This is a genomic window from Mycobacterium sp. IS-3022, from assembly GCF_001500065.1.
Taxonomy (GTDB): Bacteria; Actinomycetota; Actinomycetes; order Mycobacteriales; family Mycobacteriaceae; genus Mycobacterium.
Window position 1 is genome coordinate 1 of the sequence record NZ_LQIN01000051.1, and the last position, 18273, is coordinate 18273.

17 protein-coding genes and 1 pseudogene are annotated in these 18273 nt (G+C 66.3%); 8 read left to right on the top strand and 10 right to left on the bottom strand.

Annotated elements, in window-relative coordinates; all coding sequences use genetic code 11:
- Window positions 1–96 precede the first annotated feature (96 nt).
- Window positions 97–1545, top strand: coding sequence for an HNH endonuclease signature motif containing protein (locus AU188_RS23790; RefSeq protein WP_059165945.1), 1449 nt, complete (start codon window positions 97–99; stop codon window positions 1543–1545).
- 103 nt (window positions 1546–1648) lie between these two features.
- Here AU188_RS23790 and ku read toward each other — a convergent pair whose 3' ends face one another.
- From ku to AU188_RS23805, 3 genes are all read right to left on the bottom strand, one after another.
- Window positions 1649–2584, bottom strand: coding sequence for a non-homologous end joining protein Ku (gene ku / locus AU188_RS23795; protein WP_059165946.1), 936 nt, complete (start codon window positions 2582–2584; stop codon window positions 1649–1651).
- On the bottom strand, window positions 2584–3537 hold the full coding sequence (locus tag AU188_RS23800) for a carbohydrate kinase family protein (RefSeq protein WP_059165947.1): 954 nt from the start codon (window positions 3535–3537) through the stop codon (window positions 2584–2586). The genes ku and AU188_RS23800 overlap by 1 nt, the downstream gene beginning before the upstream one ends.
- Window positions 3538–3638: 101 nt before the next feature.
- Complete coding sequence (locus AU188_RS23805) at window positions 3639–3860, bottom strand: hypothetical protein (RefSeq protein WP_059165948.1); 222 nt, start codon at window positions 3858–3860, stop codon at window positions 3639–3641.
- 34 nt (window positions 3861–3894) lie between these two features.
- On the opposite strand from AU188_RS23805, the gene AU188_RS23810 reads away from it, so the two are divergent.
- Window positions 3895–6174 carry an ATP-dependent DNA ligase gene (locus tag AU188_RS23810; RefSeq protein WP_059165949.1) on the top strand — a complete coding sequence of 760 codons (2280 nt, stop codon included), beginning with the start codon at window positions 3895–3897 and terminating at the stop codon, window positions 6172–6174.
- A gap of 207 nt (window positions 6175–6381) precedes the next feature.
- On the opposite strand, the pseudogene rnhA reads toward AU188_RS23810, so the two are convergent.
- A pseudogene (gene rnhA, locus AU188_RS23815) lies at window positions 6382–6847 on the bottom strand (ribonuclease HI).
- 175 nt (window positions 6848–7022) lie between these two features.
- On the opposite strand from rnhA, the gene AU188_RS23820 reads away from it, so the two are divergent.
- Window positions 7023–7997, top strand: a complete 975-nt coding sequence (locus AU188_RS23820) for an AraC family transcriptional regulator (RefSeq protein WP_059165950.1) — start codon at window positions 7023–7025, stop codon at window positions 7995–7997.
- Window positions 7998–8002: 5 nt separating this feature from the next.
- Window positions 8003–8410, top strand: coding sequence for a hypothetical protein (locus AU188_RS23825; RefSeq protein ID WP_082686770.1), 408 nt, complete (start codon window positions 8003–8005; stop codon window positions 8408–8410).
- Here the strand turns inward: AU188_RS23825 and AU188_RS23830 are convergent.
- The 4 genes from AU188_RS23830 to AU188_RS23845 all read right to left on the bottom strand — a co-directional run bounded on the left by AU188_RS23830 (window position 8407) and on the right by AU188_RS23845 (window position 12948).
- The gene (locus AU188_RS23830; protein WP_059166097.1) at window positions 8407–10203 is read right to left on the bottom strand and encodes a CheR family methyltransferase; all 1797 of its coding nucleotides are present in this window, start codon (window positions 10201–10203) and stop codon (window positions 8407–8409) included. The two genes, AU188_RS23825 and AU188_RS23830, sit on opposite strands and share 4 nt — an antisense overlap.
- An 88-nt stretch (window positions 10204–10291) precedes the next feature.
- Window positions 10292–11053 (bottom strand): STAS domain-containing protein, encoded by a 762-nt coding sequence (locus AU188_RS23835; protein WP_502687637.1) that lies wholly within the window; start codon window positions 11051–11053, stop codon window positions 10292–10294.
- Window positions 11037–12041, bottom strand: a complete 1005-nt coding sequence (locus AU188_RS23840; RefSeq protein ID WP_059165951.1) for a chemotaxis protein CheB — start codon at window positions 12039–12041, stop codon at window positions 11037–11039. Before AU188_RS23840 ends, AU188_RS23835 begins: the two co-directional genes overlap by 17 nt.
- Window positions 12042–12081: 40 nt before the next feature.
- Window positions 12082–12948 (bottom strand): LLM class flavin-dependent oxidoreductase, encoded by an 867-nt coding sequence (locus tag AU188_RS23845; RefSeq protein WP_059165952.1) that lies wholly within the window; start codon window positions 12946–12948, stop codon window positions 12082–12084.
- A gap of 65 nt (window positions 12949–13013) precedes the next feature.
- Between AU188_RS23845 and AU188_RS23850 the strand changes: the two genes are divergently transcribed.
- Complete coding sequence (locus tag AU188_RS23850) at window positions 13014–13280, top strand: DUF4235 domain-containing protein (protein ID WP_059165953.1); 267 nt, start codon at window positions 13014–13016, stop codon at window positions 13278–13280.
- 29 nt (window positions 13281–13309) lie between these two features.
- On the top strand, window positions 13310–15085 hold the full coding sequence (locus AU188_RS23855) for a thiamine pyrophosphate-requiring protein (protein ID WP_059165954.1): 1776 nt from the start codon (window positions 13310–13312) through the stop codon (window positions 15083–15085).
- On the opposite strand, the gene AU188_RS23860 is transcribed toward AU188_RS23855, so the two are convergent.
- Together AU188_RS23860 and AU188_RS23865 are read right to left on the bottom strand one after the other, a co-directional pair.
- Window positions 15082–15360 carry a DUF4873 domain-containing protein gene (locus tag AU188_RS23860; protein WP_172799586.1) on the bottom strand — a complete coding sequence of 93 codons (279 nt, stop codon included), beginning with the start codon at window positions 15358–15360 and terminating at the stop codon, window positions 15082–15084. The two genes, AU188_RS23855 and AU188_RS23860, sit on opposite strands and share 4 nt — an antisense overlap.
- Window positions 15357–16259 (bottom strand): AurF N-oxygenase family protein, encoded by a 903-nt coding sequence (locus tag AU188_RS23865; RefSeq protein ID WP_059165956.1) that lies wholly within the window; start codon window positions 16257–16259, stop codon window positions 15357–15359. Before AU188_RS23865 ends, AU188_RS23860 begins: the two co-directional genes overlap by 4 nt.
- A 126-nt stretch (window positions 16260–16385) precedes the next feature.
- Here AU188_RS23865 and AU188_RS23870 point away from each other — a divergent pair, with 126 nt between their 5' ends.
- Window positions 16386–17438, top strand: coding sequence for a YihY/virulence factor BrkB family protein (locus AU188_RS23870; RefSeq protein ID WP_059165957.1), 1053 nt, complete (start codon window positions 16386–16388; stop codon window positions 17436–17438).
- A 15-nt stretch (window positions 17439–17453) separates the two neighbouring features.
- Window positions 17454–18212: a precorrin-6A synthase (deacetylating) gene (gene cobF, locus AU188_RS23875; protein ID WP_059165958.1), complete on the top strand. Its 759-nt coding sequence runs from the start codon at window positions 17454–17456 to the stop codon at window positions 18210–18212.
- The last annotated feature ends 61 nt before the right edge of the window (window positions 18213–18273 follow it).

An 18273-nucleotide genomic window follows, 5' to 3' on the forward strand; every position in this document is an offset into this window, starting at 1 on the left:
ACCATGCCTCACTCAACCTCCTCAACAACGCCGCGTTGTGGATAACGCGGGCCTGTCAAAAAGTTTGAGTCAGTGGATCCGAGTAGTATCGAACGTATGTTCGAGACCGTGTCCGATGCGGAGTTGCTCACCTTCATGGGTGAGGAGACTCGGGAGGAGTCTGCGGCGATGGGGCGGCGGTTGGCGTCGGTTGGGGAGTTGTTCGAGCGGCGGAATCCGGGTTTCGAGTTGGCCGACTTGTGCGCCGTCGATTCCATGACCGCCGTGGCGGCCGAGATTTCGGCGGTGCAGAACATCAGCCATGCCCGTGCGGTTGGGCAGGTCGGGGTCGCGGTGACGTTGCGGAAGCGGCTGCCGCAGATTCTTCGACGGTTCTGCCGGGGAGTGATCGATTACCGGCTGGTGGCCACGGTCGTTGCGCGCACCGAGAATGTTGACGACGACATCATCGCCGGCTTGGATGAAGCTCTGGCCGGGCGGGTCGAGAAGTGGATGAAGCTGTCGAAGAACAAGTTGCGTGATCGTATCGATTCGTTTGTCGCCGAATATGATCCGGCCGCGGTCCGGGTGCCGCCGGAGGTCGACGAGCACCGCTACGTCGAGATAACCCCGACCGACACCGCCGGGGTGGCCGCGGTAACGGGTTCACTGCACGCCGAAGTCGGGGCCGCGTTGGATCAGCGGTTGGATGCGCTTGCGGCCACGGTCTGCGACAAGGATCCGCGCACCAAAGAGCAGCGCCGCTCCGATGCCTGCGGGCCGCTGTCGCGTCTGGAGTCCAGGCTGGCTTGTCAGTGTGGATTAGACGATTGCCCGGCGGCTGCACAACACGCAGCGGCTACTGCGGCGGTGGTGCACGTGCTCGCCGAACACCCCACGCTCGACGGGACCAGCGACAAACCGGGTTATCTGCCCGGGTTCGGCGTGCTGCCCGCCGAATCGGTACGAGACATCGCCAAGAACGCGCAGTTGAAGCCGGTGGTGGTGCCGCGCGCTGATGCCGTCGCCGACAACGGGTATCGGCCCAGCGCCGGGTTGAGCGATTTCCTGCGGTGGCGCGATCTCAGCTGCCGCTGGCCGGGTTGTGACAAGCCGGTGCAGCGCTGCGATGTTGACCATACGGTGCCCTGGCCGTACGGCCCAACGCATCCGTCGAACACCAAGCATTACTGCCGCACACATCATCTGGTCAAGACGTTCCTGTGTGGAGTAGGCGGGTGGTCTGACCGGCAATTGCCCGACGGCACGATCGAGTTGATCGCACCGACCGGGCACCTGTGGCGCACCGAACCCCATGGGGCGGCCATGTTTCCGGCGCTCGGGCAGTCGACGGGGCAACTCGAGATCCCACCACGTAGCGAGCCTGACGACAGCACCGACCGGTTGGCGATGATGCCGCGGCGCAGGCAAACTCGCGAGCAGGACCGCCGTGACCGCATCAATGCCGAACGCCGCAAACGCAGCGAACTGATCGCCGAAGAACAACGCCAACAGCAGCTACTCGCCGAAGCCCTCGCCCGCGACTGCGAACCACCACCCTTCTAGAAATCAGCAGCGATCGATGACTTTTACGCGTCGGTGACGTCGTTCATCCTCGCCGGCCCACGACGGACTCGACGTGCTGATCACATAGTCGCACTAGCGGACGCTACTTTTTCGAGGCGGTCTTCTTCGCAGCCTTCTTGGCAGGCGACTTCTTCGCGGCCTTCTTGGCCGGGGCCTTCTTCGCAGCCGCCTTCTTCGCGGGCGCTTTCTTGGCCGGCTTGTCCCCGTCGTCGGACTTGCCGCGGCCTTCGCGCCGCGCCTTCACGCTCGCTTCGAGCTTGGCCAGCAGATCGGAGACATCCTCGGTCTCGTCGAGCTCCTGCGGCTGCTCCTCGGTGGTAAAGGCTTCGCCGCCTTCGAGTTTCGCCTGGATGAGCTCGTGCAGCTGCTCCTGATAGTCGTCGTGGTAGCGGTCGGGATTGAAGTCGTCGGTCATCGAGTCCACGACCTGGGTGGCCATCTTCAACTCGGCCGATTTGATGTCGACTTCCTTGTCCAGCACCGGGAAATCGGGATCGCGGATCTCATCGGGCCACAACAGCGTCTGGATCACCATCACGTCGCGCTTGCTGAAGTCCTGCACCCGCAGCGCCGCCAGTCGGGTCTTGTTGCGCAACGCGAAATGGACGATCGCGACCCGGTCGGTCTCCTTGAGCGTCTTGGTCAACAGCACATACGACTTCGACGACTTGCCCTCGGGCTCAAGAAAATAACTGCGGTCATACATCATCGGATCGATGTCGCCGGCCGGAACGAACTCCAGCACCTCGATCTCCCGACTGCGTTCCTCGGGCAGAGTCGCGATGTCCTCGTCGGTGATGATCACCGTCTGCCCGTCGTCGGATTCATACGCCCGGGCGATGTCGCGGTACTCGACCTCCTCGCCGTCGAGTTCACAGACGCGCTTGTACCGGATGCGTCCGTTGTCCTTCGCGTGCACCTGATGGAACTTCACGTCGTGGTCCTGGGTCGCGCTGTAGACCTTGACCGGGACGTTCACCAGGCCGAACGCGATCGAGCCTTTCCATATGGAACGCATCAACCCAGTATGGCTGATTTCTGCGCCGCATCGCGGCTGCTGCGATCAGGAAGATCGGCGCCGGCGCGGGACACCGTCAACGCCGAGGACAAGGCGGCGGTGCGCACGACGCCCGTCAGCGCCTCGGTGCCGATTCGCGCCAGGTCAGCGCGCTGTTCGGCGCCCAGCAGGCCCAGCGCCCACAGGGCGTCGATCAGCCCGGTCATGAACGCATCGCCCGCGCCGACCGTATCGACGACGTCGACCTGGAACGCCGGCACACGCACCATGCCCTGCGCGCACAGCGCGAACGCGCCATCCCCACCCGTGGTCACCGCGACGACGGACGGCCCCATTGTCAGCCACGTGTGCGCGATCTGCTCGGGAGACCGATCGGGGTCGATCCAGCGCATGTCCTCGTCGCTCACCTTGACCACGTCACACCGCTCGATGATCCGATCGATGCGGCCGCGTGCGGCGTCGGCGTCCTCGATCAGCACCGGCCGCACGTTCGGGTCGAACGTCACGGTCGCCGACGGATGGTAGGTGTCGAGCAGCGCCGCGGTGGCGCGGCACCCGGGCTCCAGCACCGTCGCAATCGAGCCGGTGTGTACGACGAGCGGTGGCCCGACTTCCGGCGTGCCCGTCAGTTGCCATTCGATGTCGAATTCGTACTGTGCCGAGCCGTGCTCGTCGAGAGTGGCCAGCGCCGTCGGGGTGTGCGCCGCGTTCGTGCTTCCCGTAACCAGTTGCACCCCAGCCGCTTCGACATACTCGACGATGCGCCGGCCGCGCTCGTCGTCGCCGATGTGGGTGAGGAAGTCGACGTCGCGGTCGAGGCGGGCCAGCCCGACCGCCACATTGAGCGGGCTGCCGCCGACGTGTTCGGCGCTGACTTGGCCGGGACGCGAGACGATGTCGATCAACGCCTCGCCGATCACCAAGGCCCGCTGCCCACCGTCGCCCGAACTCATGCGGTCACCACGGTTTTCACGCTACCCGGCGTACTGCCGGTGCCGCCGATTTCTGCGCTATGGCTGTGAACGGCGCGACGAACCCAGGCAGATCTCGATGTTCAGGTCACCGGCTGGTTAGACGGGTCGAGGCCATTCGGCAGGTCCGGACCGAACCCCGACCCGTGGGTGAACTCCTGGTGCGCCATCGGCCGGCAGTTGTTGTCCATCGGCGTCTGGTCGCCCGAGCAGTAGGGGACGAGGTCCTGCGGATCGGCCGCCGCGTTCGGCGCCGCCAGTAGCGCCGCCGCCGTGACCAGCACCGCCGCCGCAAGTCGAGTCACTGATCCAACGTAGCAGCGGGTATACGTTCACACTGTGGATCGATTCGGCCGGGTGAAGCTGACCAACCCGGACAAGGTGCTGTACCCGGCGACGGGGACCACCAAGGCCGAGGTGTTCGACTACTACGTCGGCATCGCCGAGGCGATGATCCCGCATGTCGCCGGCCGTGCCGTCACCCGCAAGCGGTGGCCGAACGGCGTCGAGGAGCCGTCGTTCTTCGAGAAACAGCTCGCCTCGTCGGCGCCGGATTGGCTGGACCGCGCGTCGGTGACCCACCGGTCCGGGACGACGACGTATCCGCTCATCGACACCGCCGAGGGGTTGGCGTGGATCGCGCAGCAGGCCGCGCTCGAAGTACATGTGCCGCAATGGAGATTCGTCGCCAGGGACGACGGACCACCGACCCCCGGCCCGGCGACCCGCATCGTCTTCGACCTCGACCCTGGCGAGGGAGTGTCGTTTCGACAACTCTGCGAGGTCGCCCACGAGGTACGGGATCTGATCGACGACATCGGGCTCACCACCTACCCGTTGACCAGCGGCAGCAAGGGACTGCACCTGTACGTGCCACTGCAGGAGCCGATCAGTTCACAAGGCGCATCGGTGCTCGCCCGGCGGGTCGCGCAGCAGCTGGAGAAGACGATGCCCAAGCGGGTCACCGCGACGATGACGAAGAGCCTGCGCGCCGGAAAGGTGTTCGTCGACTGGAGCCAGAACAACGGCGCAAAGACCACCATCGCCCCGTATTCCCTTCGCGGGCGCGAACATCCGACCGTCGCAGCGCCCAGGACATGGGATGAGATCGGCGATCGGAAGCTACGGCACCTGCGGTTCGACGAGGTTCTCGGGCGCGTCGAGGAGATGGGTGATCTGTTGGCGCCGCTCGACGAGGCGGTGCCGGTGCCCGATCGGCTGACCACGTACCGCAGCATGCGCGACGCTTCGAAAACCCCGGAGCCGGTGCCGAACAAGCCGCCGAAAACGGGCAACAACGACAAGTTCGTCATCCAGGAGCACCACGCCCGCCGGCTGCACTACGACCTGCGACTGGAACGCGATGGCGTGCTGGTGAGCTGGGCGGTGCCCAAGAACCTGCCGGACACCCCGTCGGTGAACCACCTGGCGGTGCACACCGAGGACCATCCGCTGGAGTATCTGACCTTTCACGGCGAGATCCCCAAAGGGGAGTACGGCGGCGGCAAGATGATCGTCTGGGACACCGGCACGTATGAGGCCGAGAAGTTCAACGACGTGCCGCCCGACAGTCCCAAAGAGGGCGGCGAGGTCATCATCAACCTGCAGGGCAACAAGATCGACGGCCGCTACGCCCTGATCCAGACCGACGGCAAGAACTGGCTCGCTCACCGGATGAAGGACCAGAAGCGGCCGCAGGCCGGTGATCTCGCTCCGATGTTGTCGAAGGAAGGATCGGTCGCGCGACTCAAGGCCGGCCAGTGGGCGTTCGAGGGCAAGTGGGACGGCTACCGGGTGATCCTCGACGCGGACCGCGGCAGGCTGACCGTCCGCTCGCGACGCGGCCGCGACGTCACCGCGGAGTTCCCCCCATTCGAGGCGCTCGCAGCCGACCTCGCCGAGCACCACGTGATCCTCGACGGTGAGGCGGTGGCACTCGACGAGTCGGGGGTCCCGAGCTTCACTGAGATGCAGAACCGTGCCCGCTCGACCCGGGTGGAATTCTGGGCGTTCGACATCCTGCACCTCGACGGCCGATCGCTGTTGCGCGCCAAGTATTCCGACCGTCGGCGACTGCTCGAGGCGCTGGCCGAGGGCGGCGGGTTGATCGTCCCGGACCTGTTGCCCGGCGACGGCCCCGAGGCGCTCGAGTATGCCCGTAAGAAGGGCTGGGAAGGTGTCGTCGCCAAGAAACGTGACTCGACATATCAACCGGGGCGGCGGTCGTCGTCGTGGATCAAGGACAAGCTGTGGAACACCCAGGAAGTCGTGATCGGCGGCTGGCGACAGGGCGAGGGCGGCCGTTCGAGCGGCATCGGCGCGCTGCTCCTCGGTATCCCGACAGGCGGTGGACTGCAGTTCGTCGGCCGGGTCGGCACCGGCTTCACCGACAAGGCCCTGGCCGACCTCAAGAAGACGCTCAAGCCGTTGGAAACGGACGACAGCCCGTTCAACGACCGGCTGCCCCGCCCGGACGCCAAGGGCGTCACGTTCGTCCGCCCCGAACTCGTCGGCGAGGTGCGCTACAGCGAACGGACATCAGATAACCGGCTGCGGCAGCCGAGTTGGCGAGGGCTGCGCCCGGACAAGGACCCGGCCGAGGTTCGCTGGGAGAACTAGATGATCGTGTCGATCACGCGATCGCCTTACGCCGAATTTCAGCGGGTCGCCACGAGGCACCGGTCATCGCGCGGCTGCTGAGTTTCGACAGCGAGGTGTTCGGACGGCGTCCAGATGTCAGAAATTGTGCGTCTGTTTGCATGATGGAAATCCGTCCAAATGTCAGATAAAGACATACAGACCGCGGGTTTCCGCTGAAACGCGATCTCACCGCACGCTCGACGCGGCACCCTCGAGCGCTTCCTGTAGGCCCCGCGTGGCCAACCGGTCAGCCAACTCGTTGTCGGCGACACCCGAGTGGCCCTTGACCCAGAACCACTCGACCCGGTGCCGCGCACAGGCCAGTCGCAGCCGCATCCACAGGTCGACGTTTTTCACCGGCTGCTTCGCGGCGGTCATCCAGCCGTTTTGCTCCCAGCCGAGCACCCACCTGGTGATCCCGTTCCGGACATAGGTGCTGTCGGTGTGGAGGTGCACCACCACCGGTCTGGTGAGCGCCTCGAGCGCCATGATCGGCGCCGTCAACTCCATCCGGTTGTTGCTCGTCGAGCGACTCGCCACCGCACATCTCGCGGACGTGACGACGCTGCCGCAGCACCGCGCCCCAGCCACCGGGCCCGGGATTGGGTCTGCATCCGCCGTCGGTGTGGATAACCACCACGTCCTCTGTCATGCGGCAGAGGATAGGCACCGCGTCGAGCACTCGGCTCATCGACTCGCCGAGAGTATCGCCGTCCGACCGACCGGCGCTTCGAAACCCAGCTCAGTGGGTACGGTAGTGGGAGCCAAAGGGTTGAGACTCATGCCCCATCTCGTTTCAGTTTGAGTGGGTGATTCCCATAGCCGACATGGCCGTCAAAGTGCACAGCCCGCAGCGATCTCAGGTCGAGATCGCCGACTCCGCCCGCGCCGAGGAGTTCCTCGAGTCCGCCTACGGTGCGAAGTTGCGGCTGCGCTGTGAGAAGGCCGACCACGCGCCCGGCCTGCTCAGGCATGCGCGCACGGCCGTCGGACCATTCGCGATCGAGGACATCCACTTGGCAGCTGACGCGCACGCCTCGACCGATCCGTTGAACAAGGTGCTGGTCATCTGGCCGAGCAGCGGCCGGATGAACCGCGAATGCGGGCCCGAGTCCGCCGAGGTGGCCGCGGGCGAAGTCGCCGTGATGTCGCAACCGGACACCCCCCACCGGGCGTGCGTCCACGACGTGCGGATGACCTCGGTGTTGCTGGAGCCGTCGACGCTGGCCTCCGTGGCCACCGGGCTGACCGCCAACGAGGATGCTCTTCACTTCACCAGCCTGCAGCCCGTCGATGCCGCAGCGACCCGGCTGTGGAAGAGCACGGTCACCTATGTCAAGGACGTCATCCTCCGCGACGACGTCATGGCCACCCCGCTGGTTCTCGGCCATGCTGCGCGGCTCCTTGCGGCCGTCACGATGTCGACGTTCCCGAACACGTTCGCCGCGGCGCCCACGACCCACGACCGTACCGACCACCAACCCGTGCTACTTCGCCGCGCGATGGAGTTCATGGACTCCAACGTCAGCAACGACATCGCGCTCAACGACATCGCCCGGGCCGTGCACGTCACGCCGCGCGCGGTGCAGTACATGTTTCGCCGGCACCTGGAGATGACCCCGCTGCAGTACCTTCGCCGGCTTCGATTGCACTACGCCCACCAGGAGCTTCAGGCCGCCGATCGCTCCCGCACGACGGTGACCGAGATCGCCGCCCGCTGGGGATTCGCGCACACCGGGCGGTTCGCCGTGTCGTACCGCGAGGCATACGGTTGTAGTCCGCACACCACGCTTCGAGGGTGAGGGCCATGCCCGGTGACCTGCCTGGCGGCCGTGCCACGGACGAGCCCTCGACCGCGGACCGTGCCGAGCGAGCGCGCGCGCGGGCAGAGGAGCTGCGCGAGCGAATCGCTTGTCTACAGTCAGGCGGTCGAGCGACCGCGGAGACGGCGGAAACGGCGCAGGTGCGCGCGGACCAGGCGCTCGATCGTGCCCGCGATGCGCACCATTCGGCCGCGGCCAGGCACGTCGACGCCGCACTGGCGCACCGCCAAGCGGCCGCGGCCCATGAGCAAGCCGCGTTGTTCGCCGACGACCCGGCGGGCGGCGCCCATCAGGACGCCGCTGCCCGCCACCGCGACGCCGCGTTGCAACACGACGCGGCGGCCGCCGATGAGCAGGTCAAAGAAGCAGCGGACGACCGCCGGAAGAACTAAGAATCGACTTCCATCAACAGCAATGCGCCGTTGATGGCGGCCGGGGCGGATCGGAACGCGCTGCACACGACCCGCACGCGGGTCGGCCGGCCGCGACGGTTGACCGCGTCGACGACCGTCGTCTCGATGCTGTCGGCATCGACGAACGCCCGGCCGATCAGGGGTTTGACGGCATCAACGGGGAAGCCCATGTCCAACGCGGTCAACGCCGATCCGATCACCTCGTCTGCACGCAGACCCCAGAGCTCCTCACAACCCCGGTTCCACACCGCCACCCGCATCTCCCGGTCCACCACAACGAGTCCGAAATGGATCGAATCGACGAGCGCGTCCATGGAGTTCTTCGCCTGATCGAGCTCAATGGTGCGCTCGTTCAGCGTGTCGTTGATCGTGTGGAGCTCGTCGTTGGTGGACTGCAGCTCCTCGTTCATGGTCTCGAGCTCTTCGTTCGTGGACTGCAGTTCTTCGTTGGTGGTCTCCAGCTCCTCGATCGTGGACTGCAGTTCCTCGTTCGTCGTCTCCAGTTCCTCGTTGGTGGACTGCAGTTCCTCGTAGGCCGCCTCAAGCTGCCGGTTGGTGTGGCCGACCTTGTCCAGCAGAAGCCTCGTCGCCGTCACATCGAAGAACACGATCGAGGTGCCGAGCACGCCGTCGGAGGCGTCGACAAGCGGGTTGATGTGGATCTCGAACCAGACCGTATCCGCTCCGGGCCGTTGCCATTCCACGTTCTGAATCCGGGCCGATCGCCGTTCGACCCTGGCCTGGTCGAGATACGCGCGCAACTCCACCGGGCGGTAGGACAACTCGAGATCGCGCAGCAGGCGACCGACGTCACGTTCGGAAAGTCCGAACATGGCCTCGGCTTGCCAGTTGATCATGGCGACGGTGTCGTCACCGGTGACGACGAGCTGAGCCACGGGACTAGCCCGAAAAGCCAAGTCGCGCACGGGGTCGAGGCCCTGACGATGCCCGTGCGGTCCCACCGCGCGCACCTCACCGCCGGAGCGGTCGATGTTGCCGTGCGAACCCACGGCCTTCCGAAACACCCGCTGGTCCGGGTCGACCGGGGTGAAGCGATCGCCGTGTGTCAACAGCATCTCGGCGCGACCGAGGAAAAGAATGCCGTGCGGCGCCAGGGCAAAATGCAACCGGCCCAGAATGTTTCGTTGGGTGGCGGCGTTGAAGTACATCAGGGTGTTGCGGCACGCCAGTAGATCCACTTTGGAGATCGGGGCGTCTTTGACCAGGTCGTTACGACCGAAGATCACCGAGCGCCGCAGATCCTTTCGGAACACATATCGGCCGTTGGTGTTCTCGAAATACCGGTCGAGCAGTTCGGGCGGGACCGACTCGACGGCCTTGGCGTCGTATGACCCGGCGCGCCCTGCGGTCAGCGCATCATCGTCGGCGTCCGTCGCGTAGATCTTGACCCTCTGCCGGAACGCCTCCACGCCCAACTCCTCGGCGAGGATCATCGCCAGGGTGTATGCCTCCTGGCCGGAAGCGCATCCGGCGCTCCACACCCGGATGGGGCTGCCGGGTCCGCGGTCGGCGGTGATCGACGGGACGATCTCGCGCTGGAGGTATTCCCACGCGGGCGGGTCGCGGAAGAACGACGTGACGTTGATCAGGATCGTGTTGAACAGCGCGGAGAATTCGTCGGGACTGGCCTGCAACATGTCGAGGTACTGCTCGTAGGTGTCCGCCCCGGCACGTTCCATCCGGTGCTGCACCCGACGCATCAGCGACGCGCGCTTGTAGCCGGTGAAATCGAAGCCCCGCGTATCACGCATGTACTGCAAGAGAGTCTCGAACGACTCTTCCGTCTGCTCGTTCAACCCGTGTCCGATCGCCGTCCCGCGGATCTGACCATACCCGCAACTACAGCCGGTTTTCCGGACCGATCACCGCCCAGACCGTTTTGCCCGAAGGGGTCGGCGCGTTGCCCCACGCGCGACACAGTGCCGTCACGATGCGCAGCCCCGTCGGCGGGCCACCGCCGCACTCCCGAACGCCGGCGGGCACGTGACTGGTGTCCTCCACCGCAATGGTCACCGCCGAGCCGTCGCACTCGAGCCGCAAGTTCGGATCGCTGTTGGCATGTGCCACAGCGTTTTCCACGAATGCTGTGGCGACGACCTTGGCGACCGGGATCAGGTCGGGTTGCGACCATGCCATCAGCCACTCGTCCACGAGTTCACGCGTCCGCCGCAGACTTGCCATGCCGCCGGGCAGATGTGCACGGGCGCGGCGTCGAAACTCGAGCGGCGAGGGCTGACCGAGCGCCTCGACCGCGTCGTGGATTGTCGCGTAAACGGGGACGTAGCGGTGGATTCCGTTGCGGACGATGGCCGATCGGCCGCCGGGGTGCTCACAGACCAACAGGATCGGTATCTCCGGCCACCGGTCGACGTGCCAGCGCGCACTCGTGAACACCGCCAATGCCGACTCGGCAGGCACCTCGAGACTGGTCACGTCGACGATGACGGCCCGCGGCTCGTCGAGGGCGGCCTTGATGATCACGTCGCGAAGCGGACGGTATGTCCGGCTGTCGAGCACACCGCGGGGCGTGAGCACCGTCGTACCGCCGATTTCATCGGCAGCGGACGCCAGCGTGCCGATATCGTCAGGCACCGCGCTCACCTTCCTCTGCAGTCAGCTCCGACAGTCGCCTGCCCAGCACCGTCAACGCGTGTTCGGCCTCGTGCGCCATCCGGTTGTACCGGTCGAACAACGCGCCGCTGCCCACGTTCTCGGCCATCCGTCGCGCCAGCTTGCCTTTCTCCTGCAGGCTGCGCAGCGCAACCCAGAGCGCACCTTCGATCTCGTCGTCGCGCGCCCCCAGCAGAGCGTCGGCGGTCCAGGCGTGCCCGACCCGGCAGCGGTAGTTGTCCTTGGTGATCTCTGCCAGCGATCCGTTGCAGTCCGGGCAGGTGTAGCCGGAGGGCGGGCCCAACGCCTCACCGTCGAAAGAGATGCCGAACCGGGGACCCATCGCGATGCGGTTCTCGAGTTTCATCAGATCGTCGGGTTCCATTTCTCGATCCTCGATCTCTTGCTCCGCCAGGCTCTCGAGGAGGGCACCGACGTCTTTGGCCGCGACCTGGTGGTCGACGACACCGGCCCGGATGGCGTTCATCGGCATGGTCGGATACAGCGCGTCGTCGGGATGCTGCACGATCGTCGTTCCGCCCCTCGAGCGTACTGCTGCCGCGCCGAGCACTCCGTCGTCGAGGACGCCCGACATCAGGACGCAGATCGCGCGGGGACCGAAATCGACGGCCACCGAGCGAAACAAGGCGTTGATCGCCGGGCGGAAAGTGTTCTCCGTCGGGCCCTCGGACAACAACACCCGGCCGTCATTGACCAGAAGATGACGGTCCGGCACCGCGACATAGATGCGTCCCGGCTCCAGCGCTTCACCGTCGCCTGCCCTGGCGGCCGGCACCAGTCCACTGCGGTCGATGATCTTCGCCAGCACGCTCGGCGCTTTGGGCGGCATGTGCAACGCGATCAAGACCGCGAAAGGCAGGTCGGCCGGTAGTCCCGCCGCGAATTGGGTGAGGGCCTCCACGCCTCCCGCGGAGGCGCCCACCGCCACGACGCCTCGCAGCGCCCCCGTGTCCGCCATTGGGCTCAGGCTACCCGCACTGCTGCGCCGATAACCCTTGTCAGGCCTTGCTGATCACCGTTTCGGCAAACTTCTCGAGATGGCGGATCTTGGTCTCGAGCGGTTCGGTGTCCGACCCCGTGATGTACGGGATCCGGAACCCGACGATCACGTCGGTGACGCCCTTGTCCTCGAGGCGCTTGATGCCGTCGGGCGTGTAGGCGTCGGCGGAGATGACGTGGATCTCGAACGGCCCCGTGCGGCCCTCCTCTTCGCGAAACTGCTTGAGCCGCTTCAGGAGTCGATCCAGTTCCCCGGGATCGCCGCCGCCGTGCATCCAACCGTCGTTGCGGGCCGCCCGCTTGAGCGCGGCGTCGGCGTGGCCTCCGACGAGGATGGGGATCGGCTCGGTGGGGGCCGGTGTCATCTTCGTTTTCGGGATGTCGTAGAACTCGCCGTGGAACTCGAAGTACTCGCCGGTGGTCAGACCCTTGATGATCTCGATGCATTCGTCCATCCGCTTACCGCGTTTGGCGAACGGCACATCCATCAACTCGTAGTCTTCGGGCCACGGGCTGGTGCCGACGCCCAACCCGAGCCGGTTGCCGAAGAGCGCGGCCAGCGATCCGGCCTGTTTGGCCACCAGCGCGGGCGGCCGGATCGGCAGCTTGAGGACGAAGAAGTTGAACCGCAGCGTCGTGGTGACCGCGCTCAACGCACCCGCGAGGACGAACGCCTCGATGAACGCCTTGCCGTCGAGGAATTCGCGGCTGCCGTCGGGTGTGTAGGGATACTTGGAGTCCGACTCGAACGGGTAGGCGATGCTGTCGGCGATCGTCATCGCGTGGTAGCCCGCCGCCTCCGCGGCCTGCGCCAGGGGCACATAGAACGCCGGATCGGTCATCGCTTCGGCATAGGTGAACCGCACGCCGCAATACTAGAACGGGTTCTAGTTCGGGGTTTAGGGAATGGTTCGCCGGGAACTTGAACGCCGTGAGCGCGGCCAAAACCATGTCCAAGCCCTTGTCAATCGCCAGCAGCGTTGTCGGTGGCCTGATCGCGGGCAAGATCTTCACCGAGGTCTGGCAGCGGATCAACCCGGAGGACGAGGAGCCGGATCCCAAGGACCTCAGCCGCTCGGCGCGCGAGGTGTTCATCGCCGCGGCGATACAGGGCCTGATCGTCGGCCTGATCCGGGCCGCGCTCGCCCGGGCTCAGGCGAAGGGGTTCCACGCGCTGACAAACGAAGACCTGAGCTAGCGCGATTCCGCGCGGAACCGAGGTGAGCGGTGCCCGATCTCGTCGCCGACGCGTTGGTGACGCGGCTGCGCGACTGGGGAGCGACGCGAGTCTTCGGTTACGCGGGCGACGGCGTCAACACACTTCTCGGAGCACTCGCCCGGGCCGGTGAGCCGGAATTCATTGCCACCCGGCACGAGGAACTCGCGGCGTTCATGGCCTGCGGCCACGCCAAGTACACCGGTGAGGTGGGCGTCTGCCTGGCCACCCAAGGCCCCGGCGCGATCCACCTGCTCGCCGGCCTCTACGACGCGAAGCTGGACCGCCAGCCGGTGGTGGCCATCGTCGGGCAGGTGGTGTCGACCGCGCTGGGCAGCGGCTATCTACAGGAGGTCGACCTGCACACGCTGTTCAAGGATGTGTGCGCGCAGTACGTCCAGACCGTCTTCGCGCCCGAGCAGATGCCGATGGCGTTGGACAACGCGATGCGCACCGCACTGGCGTCGTCGACGCCGACGTGCCTGATCGTGCCGCACGACGTGCAGAAGGCACAGATGCCCGACGAGATCCAGCACAGTCACGGTGTCGTTCCGTCGGCCGCTCGATTCACCCGTCCGCACGTGGTCGCCCGGGACGCCGACGTGCACCGCGCTGCCGAGCTGCTGAACAGCGGCGAGAAGATCGCGGTGCTGGTCGGGCGCGGGGGCATGGGCGCCGAGGACGAGATCATCGAAATCGTCGACCTGCTCGGGGCCGGCGTGACGACCTCACTGCTCGGCAAGCCGGTTCTGGACGAGGCTGCGCCGTGGCACACCGGGGTGATGGGTCATCTGGGCACGACGGCCAGCGCGCAACTCATGGCCGGCTGCGACACCCTGCTGATCGTCGGCAGCAACGACCCGTGGACGGAGTTCTATCCCGCCCCCGGCCAGGCGCGCGCGGTGCAGATCGACGTCGAGCCCCGGGTCGTGGGCGCGAAGTATCCGGTCGACGTGGCGCTCACCGGCGACGCGGCGGATACGTTGACGCGGTTGTCTTCGCTGGTCCACCGCAAGACCGATCGCCGGTGGCAGCACCAGGTCACGCGTTGGGCGCAGCACTGGCTTCGCGAATCGGCCGAACGCAGTGACGCCCAACATGATTCGGCGAACCCGGAATTCGTGGTGCGGGCGTTGACCGATCACCTGCCGGGCAACGCCCGCGTCGCCGTCGACGTCGGGTCGGCGACATACTGGTATGCCCGTCACCTCCGGTTGCCGCGCGGGGTACCTGCGCATGTGTCGGGTTATCTCGCGTCGATGGGCTGCGCGCTGCCGTATGGGATCGCGGCCAAGCTCGACGCGCCCGACCGCCCGGTCGTCGCGCTGGTCGGCGACGGCGCCATGCAGATGAGCGGGTTGCTCGAACTCGTCACGATCGCGGACCGGTGGCGCGGTTGGCCGGATCCACGCTTCGTGACCCTGGTGCTGCACAACCAGGATCTGGCCGAAGTGTCATGGGAGCAGCGCGAAATGGAGGGCGACGCGCGCTTCCCGGCGTCCCAGGATGTTCCGCCGTTTCGCTACGCCGAATACGCCGAACTGCTCGGACTGCACGGATTGAGGGTGAGCGAATCGGCGCAGGCGCATGCGGCGTGGCAGCGGGCCTTTGAGGCCGACCGGCCGACCGTGCTCGAAGCCGTCGTCGACCCGAAGACACCGATGCTTCCGCCGATGATGCCGGAAGCCAAGGCGGACACCGTTTATGCCGCGCTCGAACAGGAGCCCGACGGCGGTGCGGTACGTGAACGCGTTGTCGCACAACGCAGGTCGGAGCCGACGCCTTAACCCTCGGTGTCCGGCGGATACGGCGGGGCGCCGACGCCGGCGACGCAGTGGGTGCCCCACGGCGTCACCTCGGTCAACTGCCCCTGTGCCGTGCGGTCGCCGATCGATATGTGCACGGTCTGCGGCATGCGGACATCCGGTGCCAGGTCGAAGACCATGCCCCGCCAGTGGTACCGACCGTCGATCGGGTCGAGGTGACCGGTCAGCCGCACCCGCACGCCGTGCTCCGCATCGTGCAACCGCAGTGCGGCCGGCCCGTCGTAGACGACGGTCATTGGGGCAGGAAACCGCTTCGCCGCCACATCCGGCGCGCAATCGGGCCCAGCAGCCCCACCTCGTCGAGGAATGCCGCCAGCGGTGCGAAGCCGGTCATCTGAGTTTCGCGGCGATGCGGACTGCTGCGCGCGATGCGCCGCGTCTGCTTGGGGTCGAGGCCGACGCGCGCGTACTGCACCTTGTTGGTGAACAGGAAGCGGAAGAAGTAGCCGCCAAGACCGTTGATGTTGGACAGCACGAATTTCGGCAGCGGACGCATGTGCGGGACCCGCTTGCGCAATCCGTCGCGGGCGAACTGGATGTGTCGGGCCTCCTCGGTGACGTGAATCCGCATCAGGCGCTGCACGATCGGCTGTAGCTCGTCGTCGTCCATCATCTGGCGCTGCAGCGAATCGAAGATCTCCTCGCCGATCAGCGCGGCGACCCACAGCGCCGAGCCTTGGAACACGAACGGCAGCGCGTTGATGATGACCCGCTGATACCACTTGGGCCACACCGGCTTTGCGTCGACCCGCTCGATGGCCTTGCCGAACATCACCATGTGACGGGTTTCGTCCCCGAGTTCGGTCAACTCGTAATGCGTGTTACTGGCGGTGGGGTCCTGATGCATCATCTTGCGCAGCAGCGACTGGTTCAGGATGTTCTCGAACCAGATACCCGCGGACAACGTGTTGACCAGTTCCTGGCGGGACAGTTCGATCTGCTGTTCGCGGGTCATCGTGTCCCACAGCGGTGTGCCGTAGAGCGAGACGATCTTCGGCGGCAGGAAGAACTTGTCCGGGTCCAACGGCGCGGTCCAGTCGATGTCGACCACGGGGGCGTAGGACTTCTTCACCGACCCCTTCAGCAGGCGCTCGGAGAACTCGTTGCGGCTGGACGCGACAGCGGGGGTTGTCATCGGCGACCTCCCTTTGGGTGACTTAACCCCCAAGGTAGGCAGCCTCCGCATCGGAGTCAATACCCGCGGTACCGCATACTTCGGGTACCGAGCGTTTGGCTGCGGCGGGCGGGGGTATCGGGTGGTATGCGAATTGACGAGTCCGACAACGCCACTCGGACGCCGGACCCCGATGACCCGCGCAAGCCTCAGTCGCCGACCGACCTCACCCGGCCGTCGCTGCTCTACGCGATGCGCAAGGCGGTCCGGGAGTTCCAGGACGACGAGTGCACCGACCTTGCCGCGGCGCTGACGTATTACGCGGTGCTGTCGGCCTTTCCGGCACTGGTGGTCATGGTGTCCCTGCTCGGTGTGTTCGGACAGGGCGAACGCACGGTCGACGGGCTGCTCGACATCGCCGATGACGTGGCGCCGGCATCCGCGCTCGACACACTGCGGCCGACGGTCGAGCAACTCGTCAACTCGCCGACGGCCGGCCTGGCGTTGGTGATCGGCATCGTGGGCGCGCTGTGGTCGGCGTCGGGCTACGTCGGCGCGTTCGGCCGCGCGATGAACCGCATCTACGAGGTCGACGAGGGTCGACCGGTGTGGAAACTGCGTCCGGTGCAGTTGCTGTTGACGCTGGCCGGCCTGGTGCTCGCGGCCGCGGTGGTGTTGATGCTGGCGGTCAGCGGGCCGGTCGCCGAGGCGGTCGGGAATGCGATCGGCCTCGGCGAGGTGGCGGTGACGGTCTGGGGTATCGCCAAGTGGCCGCTGATCCTGCTGTTCGTCGTGCTGGCCGTCGCGATCCTGTACTACGTCACACCCAACGTCGAGCAGCCGAGGTTTCGCTGGATCAGCGGCGGCGCGGCGCTCGCGATCCTGGTGTGGGTTCTCGCGTCCCTGCTGTTCGGTGTCTACGTGGCGAATTTCGGCAGCTACAACAGGACCTACGGCGCGTTGGCCGGTGTGATCGTCTTCCTGCTGTGGTTGTGGATCACCAACCTCGCGCTGCTGTTCGGCGCCGAGGTGGACGCCGAGCTGGAGCGCAGCCGTCAGCTGCAGGCCGGTCTGCCCGCCGAGCAGGAATTGCGACTACCACCCAAGGACACCCACAAGCTGCGCAAGGATGCGGCCGCCGAGAAGAAGGACGTCAAGCGGGCCAGGCGGCTACGCTTTTCGCGGGGCCGCAAACACTGAAGGCATACTGCGGGCGTGACCCGTCGAATCCACGTCATCGGCATCGGCGCGGGCGATCCGGACCAGGTGACCGCGCAGGCGGTGGCGGCGCTCAACGACACGCAGGTGTTCTTCGCGATGGACAAGGGCGACTCGAAGCACGACCTGGTGGCCCTGCGCAGACAGATCTGCGAACGGTTCATCCGCGAGCCCGGCTATCGGTTCGTCGAACTGCCCGACCCGCCGAGAGACAGGGCCGCCTCGGATGCTCCGGACTATCGCCGGGCGGTCGCCGACTGGCATGCCGCGCGGGCGCGGGTGTGGGCCGACGCGATCTCCTCCGAGCTTTCTGACGGCGGCACCGGAGCATTTCTCGCGTGGGGCGATCCGTCGCTGTACGACAGCACGCTGCGCATCCTCGACGCCGTCGCGTGCCACGTCGACATCGACTTCGACGTGATCCCGGGTGTCACCGCCATTCAGACGCTGACGGCGCGGCATCGCATTCCGCTCAACGACGTCGGCGAGCCCGTGCTCATCACGACCGGCAGGCAATTGCGCGACCATGGACTGGCCGGAAGCGCGGTGGTGATGCTCGATGCCGACTGCTCTTTTCTGTCCTGCCCGCCCGACACCCGCATCTGGTGGGGCGCCTACCTCGGCACGCCCGACGAGCTCCTGATGTCTGGCACCGTCGGCGAGGTCGGCTCGCGGATCGCGGCGGTGCGCGCCGACGCCAGGGCCCGGCACGGCTGGATCATGGACACCTACCTACTGCGTTCGGAGATTCGTTAACCGGTTGATCGCCTTCACCCGGTGCGTGCGATCAACCACTCAGGGGCCGCAACGCGACCGT